Annotated in this window: 15 protein-coding genes; 9 read left to right on the plus strand and 6 right to left on the minus strand. The window is 70.1% G+C overall.

Annotated elements, in window-relative coordinates; genetic code table 11:
* Window positions 1-12: 12 nt before the first annotated feature.
* Both AC0HS0_RS12190 and AC0HS0_RS12195 read right to left on the minus strand, forming a co-directional pair.
* Window positions 13-879 carry a glycosyltransferase family 2 protein gene (locus tag AC0HS0_RS12190; RefSeq protein WP_472964288.1) on the minus strand — a complete coding sequence of 289 codons (867 nt, stop codon included), beginning with the start codon at window positions 877-879 and terminating at the stop codon, window positions 13-15.
* A gap of 52 nt (window positions 880-931) precedes the next feature.
* The gene (locus AC0HS0_RS12195; protein WP_472964289.1) at window positions 932-1,789 is read right to left on the minus strand and encodes a hypothetical protein; all 858 of its coding nucleotides are present in this window, start codon (window positions 1,787-1,789) and stop codon (window positions 932-934) included.
* Window positions 1,790-1,855: 66 nt separating this feature from the next.
* Here AC0HS0_RS12195 and AC0HS0_RS12200 point away from each other — a divergent pair, with 66 nt between their 5' ends.
* On the plus strand, window positions 1,856-2,833 hold the full coding sequence (locus tag AC0HS0_RS12200) for a glycosyltransferase domain-containing protein (RefSeq protein ID WP_472964290.1): 978 nt from the start codon (window positions 1,856-1,858) through the stop codon (window positions 2,831-2,833).
* A 4-nt stretch (window positions 2,834-2,837) separates the two neighbouring features.
* Window positions 2,838-3,767 carry a GDP-mannose 4,6-dehydratase gene (locus AC0HS0_RS12205; RefSeq protein WP_472964591.1) on the plus strand — a complete coding sequence of 310 codons (930 nt, stop codon included), beginning with the start codon at window positions 2,838-2,840 and terminating at the stop codon, window positions 3,765-3,767.
* Window positions 3,768-3,778: 11 nt separating this feature from the next.
* Here AC0HS0_RS12205 and AC0HS0_RS12210 read toward each other — a convergent pair whose 3' ends face one another.
* Complete coding sequence (locus AC0HS0_RS12210) at window positions 3,779-5,020, minus strand: ABC transporter ATP-binding protein (protein ID WP_472964592.1); 1,242 nt, start codon at window positions 5,018-5,020, stop codon at window positions 3,779-3,781.
* A gap of 12 nt (window positions 5,021-5,032) precedes the next feature.
* Window positions 5,033-5,959 (minus strand): ABC transporter permease, encoded by a 927-nt coding sequence (locus AC0HS0_RS12215; RefSeq protein WP_472964291.1) that lies wholly within the window; start codon window positions 5,957-5,959, stop codon window positions 5,033-5,035.
* Between the two features lie 179 nt (window positions 5,960-6,138).
* Between AC0HS0_RS12215 and AC0HS0_RS12220 the strand changes: the two genes are divergently transcribed.
* Complete coding sequence (locus AC0HS0_RS12220) at window positions 6,139-8,046, plus strand: glycosyltransferase (RefSeq protein ID WP_472964292.1); 1,908 nt, start codon at window positions 6,139-6,141, stop codon at window positions 8,044-8,046.
* 24 nt (window positions 8,047-8,070) lie between these two features.
* On the opposite strand, the gene AC0HS0_RS12225 is transcribed toward AC0HS0_RS12220, so the two are convergent.
* Complete coding sequence (locus AC0HS0_RS12225) at window positions 8,071-9,471, minus strand: glycosyltransferase family protein (protein WP_472964293.1); 1,401 nt, start codon at window positions 9,469-9,471, stop codon at window positions 8,071-8,073.
* Between the two features lie 36 nt (window positions 9,472-9,507).
* Here AC0HS0_RS12225 and AC0HS0_RS12230 point away from each other — a divergent pair, with 36 nt between their 5' ends.
* The 6 genes from AC0HS0_RS12230 to AC0HS0_RS12255 all read left to right on the plus strand — a co-directional run bounded on the left by AC0HS0_RS12230 (window position 9,508) and on the right by AC0HS0_RS12255 (window position 20,902).
* The gene (locus AC0HS0_RS12230; RefSeq protein WP_472964294.1) at window positions 9,508-11,346 is read left to right on the plus strand and encodes a glycosyltransferase; all 1,839 of its coding nucleotides are present in this window, start codon (window positions 9,508-9,510) and stop codon (window positions 11,344-11,346) included.
* A gap of 122 nt (window positions 11,347-11,468) precedes the next feature.
* Window positions 11,469-13,958, plus strand: a complete 2,490-nt coding sequence (locus AC0HS0_RS12235; RefSeq protein WP_472964295.1) for a glycosyltransferase — start codon at window positions 11,469-11,471, stop codon at window positions 13,956-13,958.
* A gap of 149 nt (window positions 13,959-14,107) precedes the next feature.
* On the plus strand, window positions 14,108-16,549 hold the full coding sequence (locus tag AC0HS0_RS12240; RefSeq protein ID WP_472964296.1) for a hypothetical protein: 2,442 nt from the start codon (window positions 14,108-14,110) through the stop codon (window positions 16,547-16,549).
* Between the two features lie 27 nt (window positions 16,550-16,576).
* Entirely contained in the window at window positions 16,577-18,157 is a 1,581-nt protein-coding gene (locus AC0HS0_RS12245; protein ID WP_472964297.1) for a DUF2142 domain-containing protein, read from the plus strand.
* Window positions 18,154-19,746, plus strand: coding sequence for a DUF2142 domain-containing protein (locus AC0HS0_RS12250; RefSeq protein ID WP_472964298.1), 1,593 nt, complete (start codon window positions 18,154-18,156; stop codon window positions 19,744-19,746). Before AC0HS0_RS12245 ends, AC0HS0_RS12250 begins: the two co-directional genes overlap by 4 nt.
* On the plus strand, window positions 19,739-20,902 hold the full coding sequence (locus AC0HS0_RS12255; protein WP_472964299.1) for a glycosyltransferase family 4 protein: 1,164 nt from the start codon (window positions 19,739-19,741) through the stop codon (window positions 20,900-20,902). Before AC0HS0_RS12250 ends, AC0HS0_RS12255 begins: the two co-directional genes overlap by 8 nt.
* Here AC0HS0_RS12255 and AC0HS0_RS12260 read toward each other — a convergent pair.
* Entirely contained in the window at window positions 20,878-21,963 is a 1,086-nt protein-coding gene (locus AC0HS0_RS12260; RefSeq protein ID WP_472964300.1) for a glycosyltransferase family 4 protein, read from the minus strand. The genes AC0HS0_RS12255 and AC0HS0_RS12260 overlap by 25 nt on opposite strands.
* Window positions 21,964-21,968 lie beyond the last annotated feature (5 nt).

Here is a 21,968-nt window from a genome sequence, read left to right on the forward strand (position 1 = left end):
CGGTCGTGCGGGTTAGTCGGAGCGCCGGGTCAAGTACGCGGCGCGCACGTCGAGCCCGAACTTGAGCACCCAGCGCAGCGGAGCGAGCAGCGGCCCGCTGTACTTGCGGCTGAGGTAGCGGTAGGCGCTGTCGTGGTGGGCGCGGATCATCCGTGCCGACTCGGTGGTGGTGGAGTGCGCGCCGGAATGGACGACGCTGGTGGTCGGCAGGAACAGGCGACGCCATCCCGCCTTCGCGAGGCGATAGCCGAGGTCGACGTCCTCGAAGTACATGAAGTACCCCTCGTCGAACCCGCCGATCTCGAGGAACGCGGACCGGCGCACCAGCACGCACGACCCGGACAGCCAGTCCACGGGCCGCGGCTTCAGGGAGTCGTCGCGGTGAGCCAGGTAGCGCCGGCTCCACGGATTGCGCGGCCACACGGAGAAGAACACCGCGTGCCCGATCCCGGTGCGGAGCGACGGGAACGAACGTGCGGACGGGTACGCGGTGCCGTCGACGTTGAGCACGCGGGGCCCGACGGCGCCCACCGTCGTGTCCTCGCTCATCGCGGTGACGAGGCGCTCCACGGCGTCGGGGGAGAGCCGGACATCGGGGTTCGAGACCAGGATGTACTCGACCTCGTCGGGCAGCGCAGCGGCAGCGGCGTTGATCGCGCCGCCGTAGCCGCGGTTCTCACCGACCGCGATGACGGTCGCGTCGTGCGTCGCTGCGATCGCCCGGGTCGCCTCGAGGTCGGCCGACGCGTTGTCGGCGATGTAGGTGTGCGGCGCGAGCTCCCCGCGCGCGACGGAGTCGAGGAACCCGTCGAGCTCGCCGCTCGAGTTGTAGCTGACGGTGACGACGGCGACCGTACGGGAGGACAGGGGAGAAGACATCGCGTTCCAGCATAGATGTCGAACGGTGGGACTCCCCCCAGAGCCCCGCAGCTCAGAGGACGGCGGCGGCCAGCTCCTCGCCGATGCGCTGCGCGCTCGTGCGGGCACGGATCCCGGCCATCGCGGCCTCCGCCAAGCGCCAGCGCGGGCCCCCGAAGTCGGCCTCCGCCTGGGCGAGCGCGTCGAGCACCTGCTCCTCCGTCGCCGGTGCGTCGACCAGATAGGGGTAGTCGTCGCCGAGCCAGCGGACGGCCTCCTGCTGGTCGCGCTGGATGAGCACGGGTGCGCCGCAGTGCGCGGCGGTGAAGCCTTTGAGGAACGGCTTGTAGTGGTCCAGCTCCCGGTGCCGGCGGACGGCATAGTGGAACGAGTAGTCGCGGATCGATGACAGCCATCCCGAGTCGCGGCGCGAGGTGTCGATCGGGACGACGTCCACGTGCTCCTCGATGCGGTCGGTGAGCTCCGCGTTCACGCGCTCGCCGAAGTAGCCGGCGCGGAAGGTGCTGTGCTGCACGGGCGCGGTGTCGAGCCGCGGATCCACATGGTGGTTGACCAGCGCGACCCGCGTGCCGGGGAAGCTGCGGCCGTACTCCTCGAACGCGGTCAGCGAGCTGGCGATGAGCACGTCGGCGAACCGGGCCGTCGTCCCCGGCGGGATTTCGTCGACCGGGTCGAAGAGGAGGCGATTGCCCCGGCGCAGCAACTCGTCCAGCTGAGTCGGCGTGGCGACGCGGAGCGCGCCCTTGGTGAGGAACACGGTCGCGTTCGTCGTGCGCGCCCCGAGGGGGCGGATTCGGACCGAATGTCTACGCAGCGCGTGCCGGGCCAGGTCGGCCAGCTGGAAGCCCCGCATCACCGTGGAGCCTGCGCCTTTGTACTGTTCGGCGTAGAGGAACACCAGGCGGGGCATGAATCCACCATACAGTGACGCAGATGCTATCGTCTTTGGGATTGCCTACCCGAAGGAGCACCACCAATGACCGGAAGTCGTGCTGTCTACACGGCTCTCCTGGGGGGATACGAGGAGCTGCTCGAACAGCCGGTCGCCGCGCAGACGGACATCCCGTTCATCTGCCTCACCGACGACCGTTCGCTGACGAGCGAGACCTGGACCATCGTCCACGTCGACCCGATGTTCCCGCTCGACCTCGTGCGCAGCCAGCGCGAGTTCAAGATCCGGGGGCATGAGGCGATCGCCGGCTACGCGGAGACCCTGTACATCGACAACTCGGTGCTCCTCAAGAAGACGCCGGACGAGATCCTCGACACCTGGCTGGCCGACCACGACTACGCCGTCTCGCTGCACAGCTATCGCGAGCGTGTGATCGACGAGTTCGACGAGGTCGTCGCGCTCAACTACGACGACGCCGCCCGCGTGCAGGAACAGCTGCTGCACTACGCCGACCTGTACCCCGACCTCCTGCAGCAGCACCCGTTCTGGAACGGCATGATCGCCCGCCGCATCTCGCCCGAGATCCAGGCCGCGATGGAGCGCTGGTTCGATCACGTGCTGCGCTACTCGCGCCGCGACCAGCTCTCGGCCAACGTGACGCTGGGAATCTCCGGGCTGCGCGTCAACGGCGTCGCGCACGACAACTTCGACTCCGACACGCACGCGTGGCCGGTGGAGGTCGGCCGCAAGATCCACCTCGGCAAGAACAACGGCCGCAATGCGGGGCCGCTCCTCGCGGAGGTCGCCCGGCTCAAGCGCGAGACCGCCGAGCTGTCGGCGCGGCTCGCCGATCAGGTCGGAGACCACGAGGCTCTCGAGGAGACTCGTCGCGAGCTCCACGAGACGCGAGTCGCCGCCGCGCGCGACCAGGCGCGCATCGAGGCCGAATGGCGCGGGCAGCTGCAGGGCGTGCTCACCAGCACGTCCTGGAAGGCGTCGGCCCCGATCCGCTGGATCGGCGACTCGGCCCGGCGGTTCCGGACGAAGGGGACCAGCGATTAGGGTCATCGTCACCGGTGGCGCCGGCTTCATCGGGAGCACGCTCGTCGCCGCCCTCCTGGAGCGCGGGGACGACGTCGTCGTCGTCGACGCCCTCACTCCGTACTACGACCCCGCTCTGAAGCGCGCGGCGCTCGCCGCCGTGGCCGCGCCCCGGCTGTCGGTGGTCGAGGCCGACCTCAACACGGCCGACCTCGCGCCCGTGCTCGACGGCGCCGACGCCGTGGTGCACCTCGCCGGTCAGCCGGGAGTCCGCAAGTCGTGGGGTGATGACTTCGTCGCGTACACCCGCGCCAACGTCGACGCGACGCAGCGGGTGCTCGAGACGATCGTGCAGACGACCCCGCGCACGCGATTCCTGTACGCATCCTCGTCCTCCGTCTACGGGCAGGCCGAGACCTACCCGACGCACGAGGACATGCTGCCGCGGCCGCTCTCGCCGTACGGCGTCACGAAGCTGGCCGGGGAGCACCTGACCGGCCTCTACGCCGAGAGCTTCGGCGTCTGGACCGCGGCGTTCCGTTTCTTCACCGTCTACGGTCCGCGGCAGCGCCCGGACATGGCGTTCACGCGGTTCCTCACCGCGGCGCGCGACGGTGCGCCGATCACGGTGTACGGCACGGGGGAGCAGATCCGCGACTTCACCTACGTCGGCGACATCGTCGGCGCGCTGGTCGCCGGCGTCGATGCGCCCGCGCCGCTGCCCCGGGTCATGAACCTCTCCGGCGGCAGCAGCGTGTCGGTGAACGAGGTGCTCGAGACGATCGCCACCGTCACCGGCACCGAGCTGAACGTGCAGCGCCTCGATCCCGTGCGAGGCGACGTCTTCCGCACCGGAGGCGACAGCACTCGCGCGCGTGAAGCCCTGGGCTGGCAGCCGCAGGTCGCCCTCGACGAGGGCCTGCGACGCCAGTGGGAGTGGATCCGCTCGCTCTGAGCGCCAGGCCCTCAGCTCAGCGCCGAGGGCACCTCCGCTCCGACGACCGCCGCGGACGCCTCCAGTCGGACGATGCCCGAACCGATCTCGTAGGGCGCGATCTCGAACGTGGAAGCGGGGGTCAGCCGGTCGAGCGAGCGGCCCGCGACCTCCTCGAGGCTTCCGCGGACCGAGTACTGGCCGGCGCCGAGCGCGTTGCGGTCGATCACGAAGTCCACCTCGTGCAGGCCGGGCTCCGAGGGGATCTCCGTCTGCAGCATCTTGGTGTTGAGGCCGTAGACGCCGAGCCCGGTCGCGGTCTCGATCGCGATGCCGGCCGCGAGGGGCTCCTGGGGCGCGGTGAGGCGATACCGGTAACGGATCACGATGTCGGAGGCCGGCTCCAGCAGGATGGCCTCCGACTTGTCCTCCGGCTCGCGCGAGGTGTCGACCACGCCGTCCACGCGGGGAAGGGCGACGATGCTGTCGATGTTCGCGGACTTCGCCGGGGCGCCGCCGGGGTGGGCGGCGTCGTGGTCGATACGCTCCTGCTCGAAGCCCTGGCGCAGCACGCGCAGGCCCTCGGTGGGGCTTCCGTCGTGGATGAGGTGTCCGTGGTTGAGCACGACGACACGGTCGCAGAGCCGGCCGACCTGCTCGGCGGAGTGACTGACGAGAACAATGGTGCGTCCCTCGCGCTGGAACTCCTCGATCTTGTCCATGCACTTGCGCTGGAACGGCTCGTCGCCGACGGCCAGGACCTCATCGACGAGCAGGAGGTCGGGGTCCACATGCACGGCGACGGCGAACGCGAGTCGCACGTACATGCCGGAGCTGTAGAACTTGACCTGGGTGTCGATGAAGTCTTCGATGCCCGAGAAGTCGACGATCGCGTCGAAGTACTTGTCGGTCTGCTTGCGGGTGAGACCGAGGATCGCGGCGTTGAGGTAGACGTTCTCGCGACCGGTGAGGTCGGGGTGGAACCCGGCGCCCAGTTCGAGCAGCGCCGCCATGCGGCCGCGTCGGGAGACGGAGCCCACGGTCGGCTCGATGATGCCGCCGATCACCTTGAGCAGCGTGCTCTTGCCCGAGCCGTTGTGGCCGACCAGGCCCACGGTGGAGCCGGTGTCGACGTCGAGCGAGATGTCGCGGAGCGCCCAGAAGTCGTCACGGTGCTTGCGCGACGCGGAGAAGTTGAGGATGCGCTCCTTGAGCGACTTCTCCTTGTGCATGACGAAGCGCTTGGAGACGTCCTCGACTTTGATGAGGGGGATGTCGGTCACGGGTCAGATCTCCTGCGCGAAGTTGCCCTGGAGTCTCGCGAACGCGCGCTGCGAGAGCCAGAGGAGGACGAGACTGACGCCGAGCGTGATCACGAGGCGGAGTGCGAGGTGGTCGGGCCACACCTGCTTAGTCGCGCCCGTGCCCTCCAGGCCGCCCGCCCACAGTGCCTTCTGCATGCCGATGACGGCGATCGTGACGGGGTTGGCCAGGTAGAGCTGCTCGAGCCAGTTGCCGTGCAGCTGCTGGTGCACGAAGGTGAACGGGTAGACGATCGGCGACGCCCAGAAGAGGACGAGGAGGGCGATCTCGACGAAGTGCTGGGTGTCGCGGAGGTAGACGTTGACAGCGGAGAGCACCAAGCCGACCGCGGTGGCGAAGACCACGAGCATCACGACGGAGAGCGGCGCGAGCAGCAGGTTCGGGCCCCACGGGAAGTGCGAGATGACGACGATCGCGATGATCAGCACGATCATCTGCACGAGGAAGTTGAACAGCGCGCCGCCGACCGTGCTCAGCGGGAAGATCTCGCGCGGCAGGTAGACCTTCTTGACCAGACCTCCGTTTCCGAGGATGGAGCCGGTGGCGCCCGAGACGATTTCTGAGAAAAGTCCCCAGATCGTCAGGCCGGTGAAGACGAAGATCGCGAAATCAGGGGTGTTGCGCGCAGCGCCGAGCACCTGACCGATCGCGAAGTAGTAGATCAGCAGCTGGATCAGAGGACGGGCGAGGCTCCAGACCAGGCCGAGCGAGCTGTCCTTGTACCGGGCCTTGATCTCGCGCTTGACCAGGAGCCCCAGGAGCTCGCGGTGCGCCCAGACGTCGGCGATCGAGCGCCCGCTTCCACGGAAGAACCCCTGCTTCTGACTGACCGTCTGGAAGGGGGTCGCTTCGATGGAGTGCGCTCGGGTCTCTGCTGCACTGTTGCTCATCGGATGTGTGACCGTCTTTCGTCGAGACGCTCGGTTCTCAGGATGCGTCTGTCGTTTTAACGAACGTCATTGTAACCATTGCAATTGCAAGATCGGCGAGCCAGCGCCGATCCGGGGTCGGTAGTATGCCCGGGTGCGCCTCGGGACGGGCGCGCGGGGACAGTTGGGAATCGTTGCACGTGGGTCTGATCGAGAAGTCGAAGAGCGTCGCCAAGGACATCGCCAAGCGCGGCCTGGAGCGGGCGGGCATCGACCCGGCCGGGCTCCGCAGGCAGCGCAACCGCCATCCCGCACCGCCGCCGGCCTTCCAGTACGCGAACGGCCTCAGCACCGAGCTGCCGCTCTCGGCGGCCGAGCAGTGGAGCGCAGAGAACCATGTCCCGGTCGTGGTCGCCGTCTACGGCACCCTGCAGCCGCAGCACGCCGCCTGGGTCCGCGAGCTGCGCCGGCGCGTGCCCGCGCACTTCCTCGTCCCCGCCGGGGCGGCGTCGGTCCTGGCCGACGTCGATCCGATCGTGTACACGACGTGCGACTTCCTCCGCCCGGACGGCGGTACCCGACTGCGCGACATCCTCCGTTGGGTGCAGCAGCACTGGCGCCGGTGCGATCTGGTGCTGGTCGACGCGGACGCCGCTGTGCCCGCCGCGCTCGACGTCCTCCGGCTGCAGCACGCGGCGTGGAAGTACGACCACGACGAGGAGGTCGGGATCGCCACGCCCGCCTACGTGGTAGACGGAGTGGTGCACCCGGGATTCGACTACGACCGGGTGCGAGGGCGGTTCGCCTCCACCGGCGGCCCGCGCACTGATCTCGGCCAGGACGCCATCCCGCGCTACGTCCTCACCGCCCTCGCGCACGGCACGGTCATCCGGTCGTGGGCCGTCGACGCGGTGCTGGCGCGCAGCTCGGACTCCGAGCTCTCGGAGACGCTCGACGGCGACGTCTCGCTGTTCGTCGCACGCGCCTGGCAGCAGAACATCCGCACGCTCGGCTACAGCCCGGTCCGGCTGGCCGTCCCCTCCCTCGCCACCCCCGAGGTGACGGACGTGCACCGCGCCTGGCTGACGGGCCGCCGTGTGACCGGCGCAGACGGGCGCCGACGGATCATCTTCGTCCTCAATGCGACGACGATCTCCGGAGGCATCCGCGTGGTGTTCGAAGAAGCCGAGGGCCTCGCCGTGCGCGGCTTCGACGTGGAGATCTGGTCGCTGGAGGACCATCCCGAGTGGACCGACCTCGCGATCCCCGTCTCGACGTTCCGCAACTACTTCGACCTCCTGATGGCGCTGCGCGACGAGGACGCCATCAAGGTGGCCACCTGGTGGGAGACCCAGCAGGTGGTCTGGCTCGCCAGCGTCGTGACCGGTGTGCCGGTCTGCTACGCCCAGGAGTTCGAGACCTGGTTCTATCCCACTCAGCGGCTGTCGCGCGCGGCGGTGGCCTCGAGTGCACGCCGCGAGTTCCATCTGCTGACGACGGGCTCGTACCAGGCGGAGGAGTTCGCCCAGATCGGCGTCGACTCCACGCTCATCCCGGTCGGCTACGACCCGCGACTGTTCTTCCCGTCCGAGCGCATCACGCGGAAGGACGACACCCTGCTCGCGCTCGGCCGCTCGTTCTTCCAGAAGAACTTCGCGATGACGGCCGACGCCTGGAAGTCGCTCGGCGACGATCGCCCGCAGCTGCAGCTGTTCGGTTACGAGCCCGATCTCGTCGTCGACGAGCGCGTGCACTACGAAGTGCGCCCGTCCCACCGCAGGGTCAACGAGCTCTACAACGAGGCGACGGCGTTCGTGCTCACGTCGCTGCACGAAGGCTTCGGTCTTCCCGCATTGGAGGCCATGGCCGCCGGCTGCCCCGTCATCACCACGGACACCCACGGCAACCGCGACTTCTGCGAAGACGAGGTCAACTGCCTGATCGTCCCGCAGAACGACCGGAAGGCACTCGCGGTGGCCATCCGCCGGCTGCTGGGAGATCCGGAGCTGCAGGGCCGGCTACGAGCGGCGGGGCTGAAGACGGCCGAGCGCTACACCTGGCCGGTGGTCACCGACGAGCTCGCCGAGTACTACCGCGGAATCGAGTGACCGACGCCGCTGTATCGTCGGGGCCTAGCGCGCCCGACGGGCCACGCTGAGCGCACGGCGCTTCAGCTTCGCACCGACGGCCCAGGCCCTGGTGCGGCGCACGCGGGCGCTCCAGCCGGAGGGCAGGGGCGTCGCCGGCGGCAGGGCGTCCGTGGAGACGTCCGAGAGCAGGGTCGGCGCCGGCGCCTCCCGAAGCGACCCCAGGATCAGGTCGCGTAGCGGCGCCGTGGTCGCGGACCACCTCCAGTCGTCGCGGATAGCGGAGATCCGTTCCCGGATCGCTCCGGAGCGGTCCGGGTCGTCCGCGATCGAGCGGATCGCCTCCGCTGTCGCCTGCACGTCGCCGATCGGGGTGGTGATGCCGAGGCCCGCGCGTTCGATGTAGTCGGCGAACCAGTCGCCGCGCGAGACGACGCTCGGCAGGGTCGCCCAGAAGTGGTCGAGGATGCGCGTGCGGAACGAGTAGTGCGTCTCGAGCGAGTCCTTGTGGGCCGAGATCGCCAGGTCGGCGTCGAGCAGGAAGTCGGCGCGCTCGTCCGCGGGCACCCACTCGTCGAGGAAGACGACGGAAGTACCCAGGACGCCGAGCTCCGCTGCGACGGCCTGCGCGCGCTCGACGGCGGGAGGGCGGCCGATCGTCGCGTTCGGGTGCACCGTGCCGTAGAAGACGAGCTTGTACCGCGGGTCCTCCTGGGCGAGCGCTGCTACGGCGCGGATCGGCGTCTCGGCGTCGAACCAGTCCCAGATGCCGCCCGCCCAGAGGACGACGATGTCGTCGTCGCCGATGCCGTGCGTGCCGCGGAGGCCGTGCCGCGCCTGCACGGGCTCGTGCTCCTCCATGCCGAATGGGACGAGACCGATGATGCGGTCGAGCGGACGGGCGTCGAGGGAGCTCGGGAGCAGGCCGCCTGCGGCCATGATGTACCCGAGCCAGTAGTCTCGCTGGCGCTCGTTGGAGGCGACGAAGTACGAGCCGGCCTGAGCGCAGAACCGGAAGTACTTGAGCAGTTCGCGGTACTCGCGGTCTTTGCCCTCGGGGTCGCTGAACCCGCTGATCACCTCGGCGCCGACGGTCTCGACGGGCAGCGCGTTGTAGAGGTCGAAGACGAGGCGCACGTTGCGTTCCACCGCGATGCGCGCGACGTTCGTGTCGATGAACTGGCAGAACACGACATCGGAGGCCGCGACCAGCAGCTCGAGCTCCTGTCGCGACGAGTAGGCGGTGACGGTGACGCCCGGGGCGTCGACCTCCACGGCCTGGCTGCCGGAGACGCCGAGGGCGAGCGTGACGGACATGTGCGGGGCGAGGGAGCGGGCGACGGCCACCGCGCGCATCCCGGGGCCGGCCATCCGGCGCCCGACCACGTCGCCGGCCACGACCAGGAGGCGGGGCTCGCCGGCTCGGGAGGGGGCTGTCTGTACCATGGATAACCGACTCTCTCACTGAAGCGTTTGGATGTCATGATTCGCACCACGATCAGCTCTGCCGCACGATCGATCGCCTCCCGGATGCCGGCCGGCGTCACGGACCGACTGCGGCAGCCTCTGGCGAAACGCTCGTTCCAGACTAATACGCACGGCCTGCACGTCGACCCGGCCGTCTACGCCTGGACGGCCGCGAACCGGCGCCCGGTGAGCATCGTCATCCCGAGCTACAACGACGTCCCGCTGCTCACCGAGTGCCTCGCGAGCGTCGCGGCCACAGCGGGCGACTTCGACTACGAGGTCATCGTCGTCGACGACTACTGCGAGCCGGAGAACAGCGAACGGCTGCGCGAGCTCGAATCGGAGCGCGTGCGCGTGGTGTTCAAGGAGTACCGCCAGGGCTTCGCCGTGTCGGTGAACGTGGGGATGGCGCAGGCGAAGCACGACATCGTCCTGCTCAACTCCGACATCGTGGCCCAGCCGGGCTGGCTCGACGCCCTGCAGTACGCGGCCTACGAGCGCGATCCCGCGGTGGGGCTGGTGAGCCCCAAGCTGGTGTACCCGGACGGCCGCATCCAGTACGGCGGGACGTACTACGCACGCGTCCTCGCGCCCCAGTGGTTCGGCCACCTCTACGTGGGCAGCGCCGCGACCCGGCCGCTCGCCAACGTCGCCGGCTACAACCGCTCGATCTCCGGCGCCTGCGTGTACGTGCGCCGCGACGCGTATGAGACCCTTGGCGGGCTCGACGAGTCGTACTGGCTGGGCTTCGAGGACGTCGACTACGGGCTGCAGGCGTGGGCCGCGGGCATCAGATGCTGGTACGAGCCGCAGTCGCTGCTGATCCATCACGAGTCGGCCTCCCGCGGCTACAGCCAGGGTGCGCGCGAGCTCGCGTCGATGCGGCACTTCTGGGCGCGGTGGCGCAGGCTCTTCCTCGAGCGAGCGGTCGAGGAGCCGCTGCGCGTCGACGTCGTGTCGAGCCCGGCGGCTCCGCTCGCCTGGCGCCGCTACGTGCGCGAGCAGGTGGAGGCCCTGATCGCGGCGGGCGTCGAGACGCGCCTGCACGAGCAGGAGGCCGCCGGCAGGGACGAGCAGCTCGTCGAGCAGCTCGTCAGCCGGCTCTCCGGCGACCCGTCGCTCGTCGTCTGCGCCGACTGGGGCGCGGCCGAGACCGTGTGGCTGGCGACCCTGGGCGGCGGCAAGCCCGTCTACCTCCTGCCCGGCGTGGAGAGCGGCGCGTACCCGGCCGACCCGGACCTCCAGATGTCGATCGTCGCGGGCTACCGTCCCGAGTTCGACTACATCGCGCCCAACCGGTGGACGGCCGACCAGCTGCGCGCCGAGACCGCGTGGGAGGTGCGGCACCGCGTCGTGCCGGCGCTCTCCGTTCCCGAGCCCGTGGCGGGGGACGCGCCCGCGGTCCCGCTCGTGGTCACCGTCGGGCTCGACCCCGCGCAGCGTGCACGGCTCGACACGCTCGTGTACGCCCGCGACGCGCGGGTCCAGCACGTTGCGCACGACGATGTCGTGGCGGACCCGTCCGCGATCGCGGCGCTGCGGCCGGCCGCGGTGGTCTCGTTCGAGGAGTACACGCACAGCGCTGTCCCGCTCCTGCTGATGGCCCTCGGCGGCGCCTACGTCGGCACCGTGAACCCGCGCACGACGTGGGAGGTCCTCGACGGGTACAACGCCCTCCTGATCGACCCGCACTCCGACGACGCGGTCGGTCGCGCACTCGACGACCTGCTCGGCGACGAGGCGAACCGCGCGGACCTCGCGGCGAACGGCCGCCGGTCGGCGGAACGCGCCGCGGCCCTCGCCACCGGCGAACTGCTCGGGGCGCTGCGGAGCATCGCTCGCGTCCCGGTCTGAACCGCGCCGCCCGGGCAACGGACCGGACCCAGGCTCCGCAGAATCGCGGCCGCTAGACTTTCGGGCGGCTGCGCCACGGCCTACAGTCGGGGCGCATCGTCGGACGAGAGGATCGAGACCGGATGAAGAAGCGCCGCCCGGGTGTCGTGTCGGTCGTGCTGGTGAACTTCCGCGGGGCGGACGACACCATCGAGAGCGTCGCGGGTCTCCGCGCCCTGGACTGGCCGGCCGACCGGCTGGAGATCGTGGTCGTCGAGAACGGGTCGGGTGACGGGAGCCTCGAGAAGCTGCGGGCGCTCGGCGACGACATCCTCCTGATCGACTCGGGCGCCAACCTCGGGTTCACCGGCGGCTGCAACCTCGGCGTGGCTTCCGCATCCGGCGAGTTCATCGCCTTCCTCAACAACGACGCCCGTCCCGACGTCGACTGGATCCGCGCGGCGATGGACACCTTCGCGACGGGTCGCGACATCGGCGCCGTGGCGAGCAAGGTGCTCGACTGGGAGGGCGAGGAGGTCGACTTCGTCGACGGCGCGATCACCTGGTACGGGATGGGCTACAAGCCGCACGCGGGCGAGAAGGACCGTGGCTCCTGGGACGTCGAGAAAGACGTGCTGTTCGGCACCGGTGCCGCGATGTTCATCCGCGCCGACGTCTTCGACGCCCTGGGCGGGTTCGACGACGACTACTTCATGTTCTACGACGACGTGGATCTGGGCTGGCGTCTCAACCTCCTGGGCTACCGGTTCCGCTTCCAGCCGGCTTCGCTGGCGTTCCACAAGCACCACGCGTCGATGAAGAAGTTCGGGAACTTCCGCGAGGAGTACCTGCTGGAGCGCAACGCTCTCTACACGCTCTACAAGAACCTCGGCGACGAACTGCTCGACGACACCCTCGCGGCGGCGGTGCTGCTGGCGGTGCGCCGGTCCGTTGGTCGCGGCGGCCTCGACTCGACCATGCTCGACCTCCGCAATCCGGGAGGCGACGATCAGCCGGCGCTCGAGGTGCCCAAGTCGACGATGGCCGGAGTCTTCGCGATCGACCGGTTCGTGGAGCTGCTGCCGCAGATGACCGACAAGCGCAACGCCATCCAGGCCTCCCGCGTGCGCAGCGACCGTGCCCTCCTCTCCCTCTTCGGGAATCTCGACGAGCCGGCGTACCCGATCGACTCCTACCTCGACGGCTATGCCAAGATCGTGGGCAGCATGGACGTCCTGGGGAACACCGACCGCCGGCGCGTGCTGGTCATCACCGGCGACCCGATCGGGAAGCGGATGGCCGGCCCTGCAATCCGCGCCTGGCACATCGCGGAGGCGCTCGCCGAGGAGCACGACGTGCGCCTGGTCTCGATGACCTCGGTGGAGGAGCTGGACGCGCCCTTCGAGCTCGCGACGGTCTCGCACCATCGGCCCTCCACCATGGGCCCGCACGAGAAATGGGCCGACGTCATCGTCTTCCAGGGCAACGCCCTCGCGCTGTTCCCGGCGCTGGCGAAGTCGAACAAGATCCTGGTGGTCGACGTGTACGACCCGATGCACCTGGAGCAGCTCGAGCAGGGCCGCGGCAAGTCGCTCGGCCAATGGAACAACCAGATCGACGACGCGACGCGCACACTGAACCAGCAGCTCGAGCGCGGGGACTTCTTCCTCTGCGCCAGTGACCGGCAGCGGCACTTCTGGCTCGGGCAGCTCGCCGCCCTCGGCCGGATCAACGCCTACACCTACTCCCGCGACACCGAGCTGGACTCGCTGATCGCCATCGCGCCGTTCGGCATCGCCGGCGTCGACCCCGTGCAGTCGCGGCACGCGATCCGCGGTACTGTTCCCGGCATCGGCACCGACGACACCGTGATCGTCTGGGGCGGCGGCATCTACAACTGGTTCGATCCGGAGACCCTCATCCGCGCGGTCGCGCGGCTCAGCGAACGTCATCCCGACCTCCGGCTGTTCTTCATGGGCGTGAAGCACCCGAACCCGGACGTGCCGGAGATGGACGCCGTGAGCCGGTCCCGTGCGCTGGCCTCCGAACTCGGGCTGCTCGGCCGCGCGGTGTTCTTCAACGAGAGCTGGGTGCCGTACGAGGAGCGCCAGGACTATCTGCTCGACGCCGACCTCGGGGTGTCCACCCACTTCCAGCACGTCGAGACCACGTTCTCATTCCGCACCCGGATCCTGGACTACCTGTGGGCCGGCCTGCCGATCGTCACGACCGAGGGCGACTCGTTCGGCGACCTCGTCGCCGCCGAGGGACTGGGCGCGTCCGTCCCGGAGCAGGACGTCGACGCCCTCGTGGACGCCCTGGAGCGCGTGCTGTACGACGCCGAGACGCGCGAGAGCGCCCGGGAGAACGTCGCACGTGTGCGGGAGGCGTTCCGCTGGAGCCGCACGCTGGCGCCGCTCGTCGAGTTCTGCCGCAACCCGGTGCCCGCGGCCGACCGCGAACCGTCGAAGACGTCCGGCTCCGCGGTGCGGAAGGTCAGCATCACCCCGCGCACCGGTCTTCGCCGCGATCTCGATCGTGCCGCCTACTACCTCCGCGAGGGCGGGGTCTCCGCCGTCGTGGAGCGGTACCGGGCGCGGGCGGAGCGGCGCAAGGAGGCCGGCCGGCCCTGACCGGTGTCACCCGAACCGGGGGAGGCCTTTCCGGCGCGCGACCCCGTGCAAACGCATGTATTTCGGCGTGCGGGCAATAGGGTGGGAGAAACGTTCCATCCTGCGGGTCTCACTGGGGCCATTCAGCTCACCGGGTGAGGAGAACCGGAATGCCTCGCACACGCTCACGCATCGTCGCCTGCGCGGTCGCCGTCATTCTTGCGGTGTCCGCGGCTCTCGTCGGTGGCTGGAGCACCGCCGGCCCGGCGAACGCGCTCGACGGCTCGCAGTTCGACCCGGCCGAGATCATCTCCGACGCCAACTTCTACGACTCCGCGGCGATGACGCAGGCCGACATCCAGTCGTTCCTCTCGTCGAAGGCGGGCTGCGGCAACAGCCTGTGCCTGTCGGCGGGTCGGTTCGCGACCTCCAGCAGGGCCGCCGATGCGATGTGTCAGGCCTATTCGGGAGGCGGCACCGAGTCGGCCGCCGCGATCATCTTCAAGGTGCAGCAGGCCTGCAGCATCAGCGCGAAAGTCATCCTGGTCACGCTCCAGAAGGAGCAGGGGCTGGTCACCACCTCGTCGCCGACCACCAGCCAGATCAATTCGGCGATGGGCTACGCCTGTCCGGACACCTCCGCGTGCGATACGACGTACTACGGCCTGTTCAATCAGATCTACAGCGCGGCGCATCAGCTCGTGAGGTACGGGAACCCGCCGGGGACCTCGAACTACTTCACGTGGTTCCCCGTCGGCTCCCCGTCGTCGGTGCGGTACAGCACCACGCCTCCACCGACCTGCGCCGCCCCGGTCATCACCATCAAGAACAAGGCGACGGCGGCGCTGTACTATTACACGCCCTATCAGCCGAACGCTGCGGCCCTCGCCAATCTGTACGGCACCGGTGACGGCTGCTCCAGCTACGGCAACCGCAACTTCTGGGTGTACTACAGCCAGTGGTTCGGCGACCCCGTCGGCGGGGGGAACCCGTTCGGCAACGTGGAGCTCGTCAAGGGATCGCCCGGCAAGCTGCAGGTCTCCGGCTGGGCGCTCGACCCGGACACCGCTGCGCCGATCACGGTCCACGTCTACGTCGGCGCCGTCGGCACTCCGGTGCAGGCGAACCTGACCCGTGCCGATGTCGCAGCCGCGTACCCGGGCTTGGGCTCCCTTCACGGCTTCAACGCGACGGTGCCGGTCACCCAGAGCGGGCCGCAGCAGGTCTGCGTCTACGCGATCAACGTTTCCCGCGGAGGCAACACCGTCCTCGGCTGCCAGACCGTGACCCTCTACGGAGGCTCGCCGATCGGCAAGATGGACGCCGCGACCCTGAACGCGAACGGCACCGCGACCGTCACCGGCTGGGCGGTCGACCCCGACGTCACCACCCCGATCACGGTGCACCTCTACGTCGACGGCGTCGGCGTCGCCTACACGGCCGACAAGGCCAGGACGGACGTCGCGGCGCAGTACCCGGGCTACGGCGCTGCGCACGGCTATCAGCTGACCACGCCGGTGCTCACGCCGGGCCCGCACACCATCTGCGTGTACGGGATCAACACGGGAGCCGGCGCGAACGTCTCGTTCGGCTGCCAGGACGTCGTTCGGCCCGGTGCGATCCCCGAGCAGGGCAGGGCTCCCATCGGCGCCCTCGAGACGCTCACGACCTCGGGGTCGTCGATCACGGCGAGCGGCTGGGCGATCGACCCCGACACGGCGTCCCCGATCCAGGTGCACGTCTATGTCGACAGCGCGGGCACCGCGTTCACGGCCTCCGGCAACCGGGCGGACGTCGCCCAGCTGTACCCGGCCTATGGTCCCGGCCACGGCTTCGCAGCACAGGTGAACTCGGTCGCCATCGGACCGCACAACGTCTGCGTCTACGCCATCAACACGGCTGCGGGCGGGAACGCGCTCCTCGGCTGCAAGCAGGTCATGGTCCAGGGAACGGTGACCGACCAGGGGCGGGCGCCCACCGGCAACCTCGAAAGCCTCTCGGTGGCCTCCGACGGCACCGTGAGCGTGTCCGGCTGGGCGATCGACCCCGACACGGTGGCTCCCATCCAGGTGCACGTCTACATCGACGACGCGGGCACCGCCCTCACCGCGGACGGCACACGCGCCGACGTGGCGCGGGTCTATCCGGCGTACGGATCGTGGCACGGCTTCTCGGCCAAGCTGAAGGCCGGCGCCGGCAACCGCACGGTCTGCGTGTACGCCATCAACACCGGCGCGGGCGGCAACGTCCAGCTCGGCTGCAAGACCCTCGTCGTACCGAACGTGATCGCCGACCAGGGGCGCCCGCCGATCGGCAACCTCGACTCCGTGCAGGCCGTCGCCGGCGGCATCCGGACGACCGGCTGGGCGATCGATCCCGACACTGTGGCGCCGATCGCGGTGCACATCTACGTCGACGCCGCGGGTGCCGCCTATCAGGCCGACCGCCAGCGGACGGACGTCGGAGCGGTGTACCCGGTCTATGGGGCCTCGCACGGGTTCGACCAGACCATCGCGGCCACCCCGGGGACGCACACCGTGTGCGTCTACGCGATCAACACCGGGCCTGGCGGCAACGTTGTGCTGGGATGCAGGTCGGTTCTCGTAAGCTAAGTGCCGACCGTTACCAGAAAGTCTTGTATGTCCCGCTTCCTGTCCTCTGTCGGCGCGCGCCCGTGGCTGACCGGCCTCCTGGTCTTCCTCGGGCTCGCCGTGGCCTCCGGCGCCTGGGCCATCTCGACCCCGCTCGGGGCGAGCCCCGATGAGCCGTCGCACATCATCAAGGCGGCGTCCGTGGTCCGCGGCCAGTTCATCGGAGACCCCACCGACCAGCCCGCGACGACGCGGGTGACGGTGCCGGGCGATCTCGCCGACGCTCGCGCCTGGCCCTGCTACGCCTTCCAGCAGAATGCGCCCGCCACCTGTCAGGGCCGCTTCCCGTCGGGTCCGGACACGACGGCCGAGACCTCCGCCGGTCTGTACAACCCCCTCTACTACACCCTCGTCGGATGGCCCAGCCTGCTCACCGACAACGCGAAACTCGCCGTGTTCGGCATGCGGGCGGTGAGCGCCGTACTGTGCTCGGCGTTCCTCGCGATCGGCTTCGTCGCGCTCCGCCGGCTCGGCATCCCATTCTTCGCGGGCATCGTGACGTTCGCGGTGGCGACGCCGATGGTGTTCTTCCTCAATGGGTCGGTCAACCCGAACGGTCTCGAGATCGCGTCCGGCGTCGCACTGCTCTCCGTCCTGCTCGCGCTCGTGCGCGGAGCCGACTCCTCCGGACGCGGACTGCTGCTGACGCTCACCGTCGTCAGTGCAGCCGTCCTCGCCAACATGCGTGGGCTCTCCCCGCTCTGGGTCGCCGTCATGGGAGTCATCGCCCTCGTGGGCGCGCGCAAGGGGCGCCTCCCCGAATTGTTCCGACGGCCGAGCACCTGGGTGGCGCTCGCCGGCATCGCCGTGACCACCGGGCTCGCCATCGCCTGGATCCTGGGCACGAACACGCTCAACGCCATGGGAACGTATCCCGGCGCCGGCGCGACGCCCTGGTACTACGCGTTCGTGACCATGGTGCTGAACCGGTCGATCGACCCGGGGTTCGTCGGAGTCTTCGGCTGGCTCGACACCTTCCCACCCGGGTACGTCGTCGCCGTGTGGGGCGCACTGGCCGGCGGTGTCGTGCTCCTCGCGCTCGTCGTCGCCCGGGGGCCGCTCCTCCGGTCGTTCGTCATCGCCGCTGCGAGCCTCGTGCTGGTGCCGGCCGTGACCCAGGCCGGGTCGGTGATGCACTCCGGATACATCTGGCAGGGCCGCTACGCGCTGGTCGCCTACGCTGCCGTCGTCATCGTGGGCGGCCTGGTGCTCGCCGAGCGCTTCGACGGCGCCGTGCTCGCCTCCTCGTTCCTGCGCCGCTCCGTGTGGACCATCGCAGTCGTCGTCGCCGGCGCACACCTGCTCGCGCTCGCCTTCACCATCAAGCGCTACTCGGTGGGGGCGGACTACGAGTGGGTGAAGTACCTCCGGCACCCGGGCTGGCTTCCGCCGGGCGGCGCGCTGATCTGGCTGGCGGCGCTCGTCGTGGGCCTCGCGATCATCGCGATCGCCTGGCGAGCGGCGACGCTCGCCTCCGCGGCGGTCGTGCCGGCTGAACCGCGGGTGGAGGAGCCGGCCGAGGGCCCGGCCCCGGAGATCGAGGCGGCCGACACGCAGCTCGCCCGATGACGACGGCACCGGGGGACGCGCTCGCCGACAAGACGACGTCGAGCGCGTCGCCGACGCGCACGCGCCGGTCGTTCCGCCCGGGCCTGGTGTTCCTGCTGGCGTTCCTGCTGTACTCGGCGCTGGCGTCGGTCTGGGCGCTCGCCTCTCCGGTGTTCGCCGTGCCGGATGAGAACGCCCACGCGGTCAAGGCGATCGCCCAGGTGCGCGGTGAGCTGCTCGGCCACCGCGAGCCCGGCCAGCGGCAGCTGGTGATGGACCTCCCGAAGGAGTACGCGTATTCGCCGCAGCTGCTCTGCTTCGCGACGCATCCGGACGTGTCAGGGAGCTGCGGGGTGGAGATCGGAACCGACCAGGGAACCGACTGGGCTGCGACCTGGGTCAGCGCCTACAACCCGCTCTACTACTACCTCGTCGGCTGGCCGACGCTGCTCTTCGGAGGCTCGGCCGGAATCTACGCGATGCGCCTCGTGAGCGCCCTGCTCGGCGGCGTGTTCTTCGCGTGGGCCGTGCAGGCGGGTCTGGCGTCCCGGCGCTCACGATTCCTGCCCGCGGCGCTCGCGTTCGCCGCCCTGCCGATGGTCGTCTACCTGACCGGTGCCGTCAACCCCAACGGGCTGGAGGTCCTCTCGACCGTCGCGCTCGTTCCGGCGCTCCTGAGGCTCCTGGAGAGCCACGATCCGGAGGCGCCGCCCCCGCGGCTGCCCCGGTGGTACCTGTGGCTGATCGTCTCGGTGTCGTCGATCGTTCTGGCGAACGTGCGCGCACTGGGCCCGCTGTGGCTGGTGGTCGTGGTGCTGCTGTGCCTCTTCGCGGCCGGCTGGAGGCCGGTCAGGGCCCTGTTCACCGCACCGCGCAGCTACCTGTGGCTGGCGCTGATCGCCGTCGGCGTGCTCGTCTCGCTCGGCTGGACGCTCGCCGGCGGCAGCCTCTCCGGTCAGGCCGAGAAGTCCGACGCCCCACTGGTCGGCGCCGGATTCCTGTCGGGCGCGGCGTACATGGTGCGCGCGGCCCCGGTCTTCTTCACGCAGGCGCTCGGATACTTCGGGTGGTTCGACGCACCGCTTCCGGGTTTCGCCTTCTGGCCGGTCATCGCGGCGCTCGCCGTGCTGGTCGTGCTCGCGTTCGCGGCCTCGCGCCGCCGCGACCTGTTGACGCTCGCCGTCGCCGCGATCGCTGCGCTGGCGGTGCCGGTCGTGGTGCAGGCCTACAGCGTGCATCAGACGGGTGTGATCTGGCAGGGGCGCTACGGGCTCTTCCTCTACCTGACGGTCCTGCTGCTCGCCGGCTGGACGCTCTCGCGTGAAGCCGGCGATCGGCTGGCCTTCCTCGCCGGCCGGGTCACCGTCGTCATCGCGGCGCTGGTCGCGCTGTTCGCGTGGCTGGCGCTGTTCTTCGTCCTTCGCCGGTACGTCGTCGGAACCGGCCACACCATCCGATCGATGTTCTCCGCGCCGCTGTGGCAGCCTCCACTCGGCTGGGAGGCGCTCCTCGTGCTGTTCGGCGTGCTCTGCGCCGCCTTCGTCGTCTTCGTCTGGTGGCTGTGGAGGGTGTCCGAGCCCGAGCGTGCCGAACGAGTCGTCGATGCCTGAACAGTTGCGCATCGCCGTCGTCTACGACTGCCTGTACCCGGTCAACACCGGCGGAGGGGAGCGGGTCTATCGCGCGATCGCGGAGGGGCTCGTCGAGCGCGGCCACCGCGTCGACTACCTGACCCGACGCCAGTGGGACGACGGAGAGGCGCCCGCCGCACCGTTCCGGGTGCGTCCGATCTGGCGAGGCGAGATCGCCGCCGCGGACGGTACGCGCACGACCCGTGCCGCGGTCGGGTTCGCCGCCGCCGTCTTCCGCGCGTTGCTCCGGCATCGGGGCGACTACGATCTGGTGCTGGTGAGCGCTCTGCCTCCGCTGAACGTGCTGGCGGCGCGCTCGGCTCTGCTCGGCTCGGCGACGTGGCTCGTCGCCGATTGGCTCGAGGTGTGGCCGCTCCGCAAGTGGCGCGAGTACTCCGGCTCACTCGTCGGCGGCGTGGCCTGGATCATCCAGTCGCTCGGTCTCCGCGCGGGCGACGAGGTGACGGTCAACAGCCGGTTCACCCGCAAGCGCGCGAACGCGGGGGGCCTCCCGGCCGGAAGGGGCGTCGTCCTCGGACTGGTCGGTCTCGTCCCCGAGCCGGCCGCACCGTCGACGGCAGAGGTCGACCCCGACTTGGTGCTCTTCGCCGGGCGGCACATCCCGGACAAACAGCTGCACACGCTGCCGGCTGCCCTCGCCGTCGTGGCGCGCAAGCGTCCCGGCGTGCACCTGGTCGTCACCGGTTCCGGCTCCGAGACGGCTCGGCTCGCCGCCGCTGCCGAGAGCTCCGGCGTGCGGCTCGACCTGCGCGGCCGCGAGACGGACGAGGAGCTGGAACGGCTGATGGCGACCGCCGCCGTGCTGGTGAACCCGTCGCGGCGGGAGGGCTTCGGTCTGGTGGTGGCGGAGGCCGCGGCGCACGGTACGCCGAGCGTCGTGGTGGCGGGGGAGGACAACGCGTCGGCCGAGCTGGTCGTCGACGGCGTCAACGGCTTCGTGGCATCGAGCGCTGGGCCGGACGAGCTGGGGGCCGCGATCGGAGCCGCTCTCGACGGCGGTGAGGCGCTCCGGTCGAGCACCCGGTCCTGGTTCCAGGAGGCAGGTACGTCGCAGAGCCTCGGTGCGTCGCTCGACGAGCTGCTTGCGCGTTACCGCTCGGCCAGGACCCGCTGAAAGACCTCCAGGGTCCGGCCGGCAGTGGCCGGCCACGAGTACCGCGCCGCGCGCTCCTCACCCGCGCTGGCGCGCCGGTCGAGTTGATCCGGGGACGCCCAGAGGCCCGCGATGGCGGACGCCCAGGCCGCGGCATCCGTCGGGGGCACGAACACCGCGGCGTCGCCCGCGACCTCCCTCAGGGGCGGGATGTCGGCGCACACCACCGCAGCGCCGCGCGACATCGCCTCGAGGACGGGAAGGCCGAAGCCTTCGAAGCGCGAGGGCACCAGCACGATCGCGGCCCGGCCGTACAGTGACTCCAGGTCGGCGTCGGACACCCAGCCGACGAAGTCGATGTCGTCGGCGATGCCCAGCCGATCGGCCAGGACGCGCAGCGGGTCGCCCTCGGCGCCGCCGGTGACGACGAGACGCGGCCGTCCACCGGCGGGCAGCTGCGCGTACGCGGCGAGGACCGTCTCCACATTCTTGTGCGGCATCCGGTTGCCGACCGTCAGCACGATGTCGCGGGAGGCCTGCTGACTCGGAGCCACCGCGCCGGGACGGCCGGCGAGCGGGATGGCGTGGACGCGCCGCGGCTCGATGCCCAGCCGCTCGACGATGTCGGAGCGGGACGACTCGCTGACGGTCAGCACTGCTGCGGCGTTACGCGCCGCCCGGCGGATCATCCAGCGGAGGGCGCCCGCATAGCGGCCCGGGACCCACTCGGGATGGACGAACGGAAGCAGGTCGTGGACGGTCAGCACCACCGGCACAGGCGCCCGCAGCGGTCCCACATTGGCGGGGCTGTGCACGAGGTCTGCGCCGGTCCGGCGCGCCCAGCCGGGCAGGGACGTGAGCTCGCCGCGCGCCCACGCGACGCGGTCGTCGCCGCTGATTCCCGAGGCCACCAGCTCCCCTGGGAACCACCCGAGGTCGAGCCGCTCGGCCTCCCGCGAGATCAGCGCGGTGAACTCGACTGCGCCGTCGCGCGGCATGGCGCCGTAGACCTCACGGACGTACGACTCCATCCCGCCCTTGCCGCCGGTGAGGAACAGCAGATCGACGAGAATACGCGGCACCGGGT

The organism is Leifsonia sp. PARNA 1/14, from assembly GCF_055720965.1.

Coding starts and splice junctions, on each gene's coding strand:
- AC0HS0_RS12190 (WP_472964288.1), bottom strand. CDS start 879: ATGTCTTCTCCCCTGTCCTCCCGTACGGTCGCCGTCGTCACCGTCAGC.
- AC0HS0_RS12195 (WP_472964289.1), bottom strand. CDS start 1,789: ATGCCCCGCCTGGTGTTCCTCTACGCCGAACAGTACAAAGGCGCAGGC.
- AC0HS0_RS12200 (WP_472964290.1), top strand. CDS start 1,856: ATGACCGGAAGTCGTGCTGTCTACACGGCTCTCCTGGGGGGATACGAG.
- AC0HS0_RS12215 (WP_472964291.1), bottom strand. CDS start 5,959: ATGAGCAACAGTGCAGCAGAGACCCGAGCGCACTCCATCGAAGCGACC.
- AC0HS0_RS12225 (WP_472964293.1), bottom strand. CDS start 9,471: ATGGTACAGACAGCCCCCTCCCGAGCCGGCGAGCCCCGCCTCCTGGTC.
- AC0HS0_RS12230 (WP_472964294.1), top strand. CDS start 9,508: ATGATTCGCACCACGATCAGCTCTGCCGCACGATCGATCGCCTCCCGG.
- AC0HS0_RS12235 (WP_472964295.1), top strand. CDS start 11,469: ATGAAGAAGCGCCGCCCGGGTGTCGTGTCGGTCGTGCTGGTGAACTTC.
- AC0HS0_RS12240 (WP_472964296.1), top strand. CDS start 14,108: ATGCCTCGCACACGCTCACGCATCGTCGCCTGCGCGGTCGCCGTCATT.
- AC0HS0_RS12245 (WP_472964297.1), top strand. CDS start 16,577: ATGTCCCGCTTCCTGTCCTCTGTCGGCGCGCGCCCGTGGCTGACCGGC.
- AC0HS0_RS12250 (WP_472964298.1), top strand. CDS start 18,154: ATGACGACGGCACCGGGGGACGCGCTCGCCGACAAGACGACGTCGAGC.
- AC0HS0_RS12255 (WP_472964299.1), top strand. CDS start 19,739: ATGCCTGAACAGTTGCGCATCGCCGTCGTCTACGACTGCCTGTACCCG.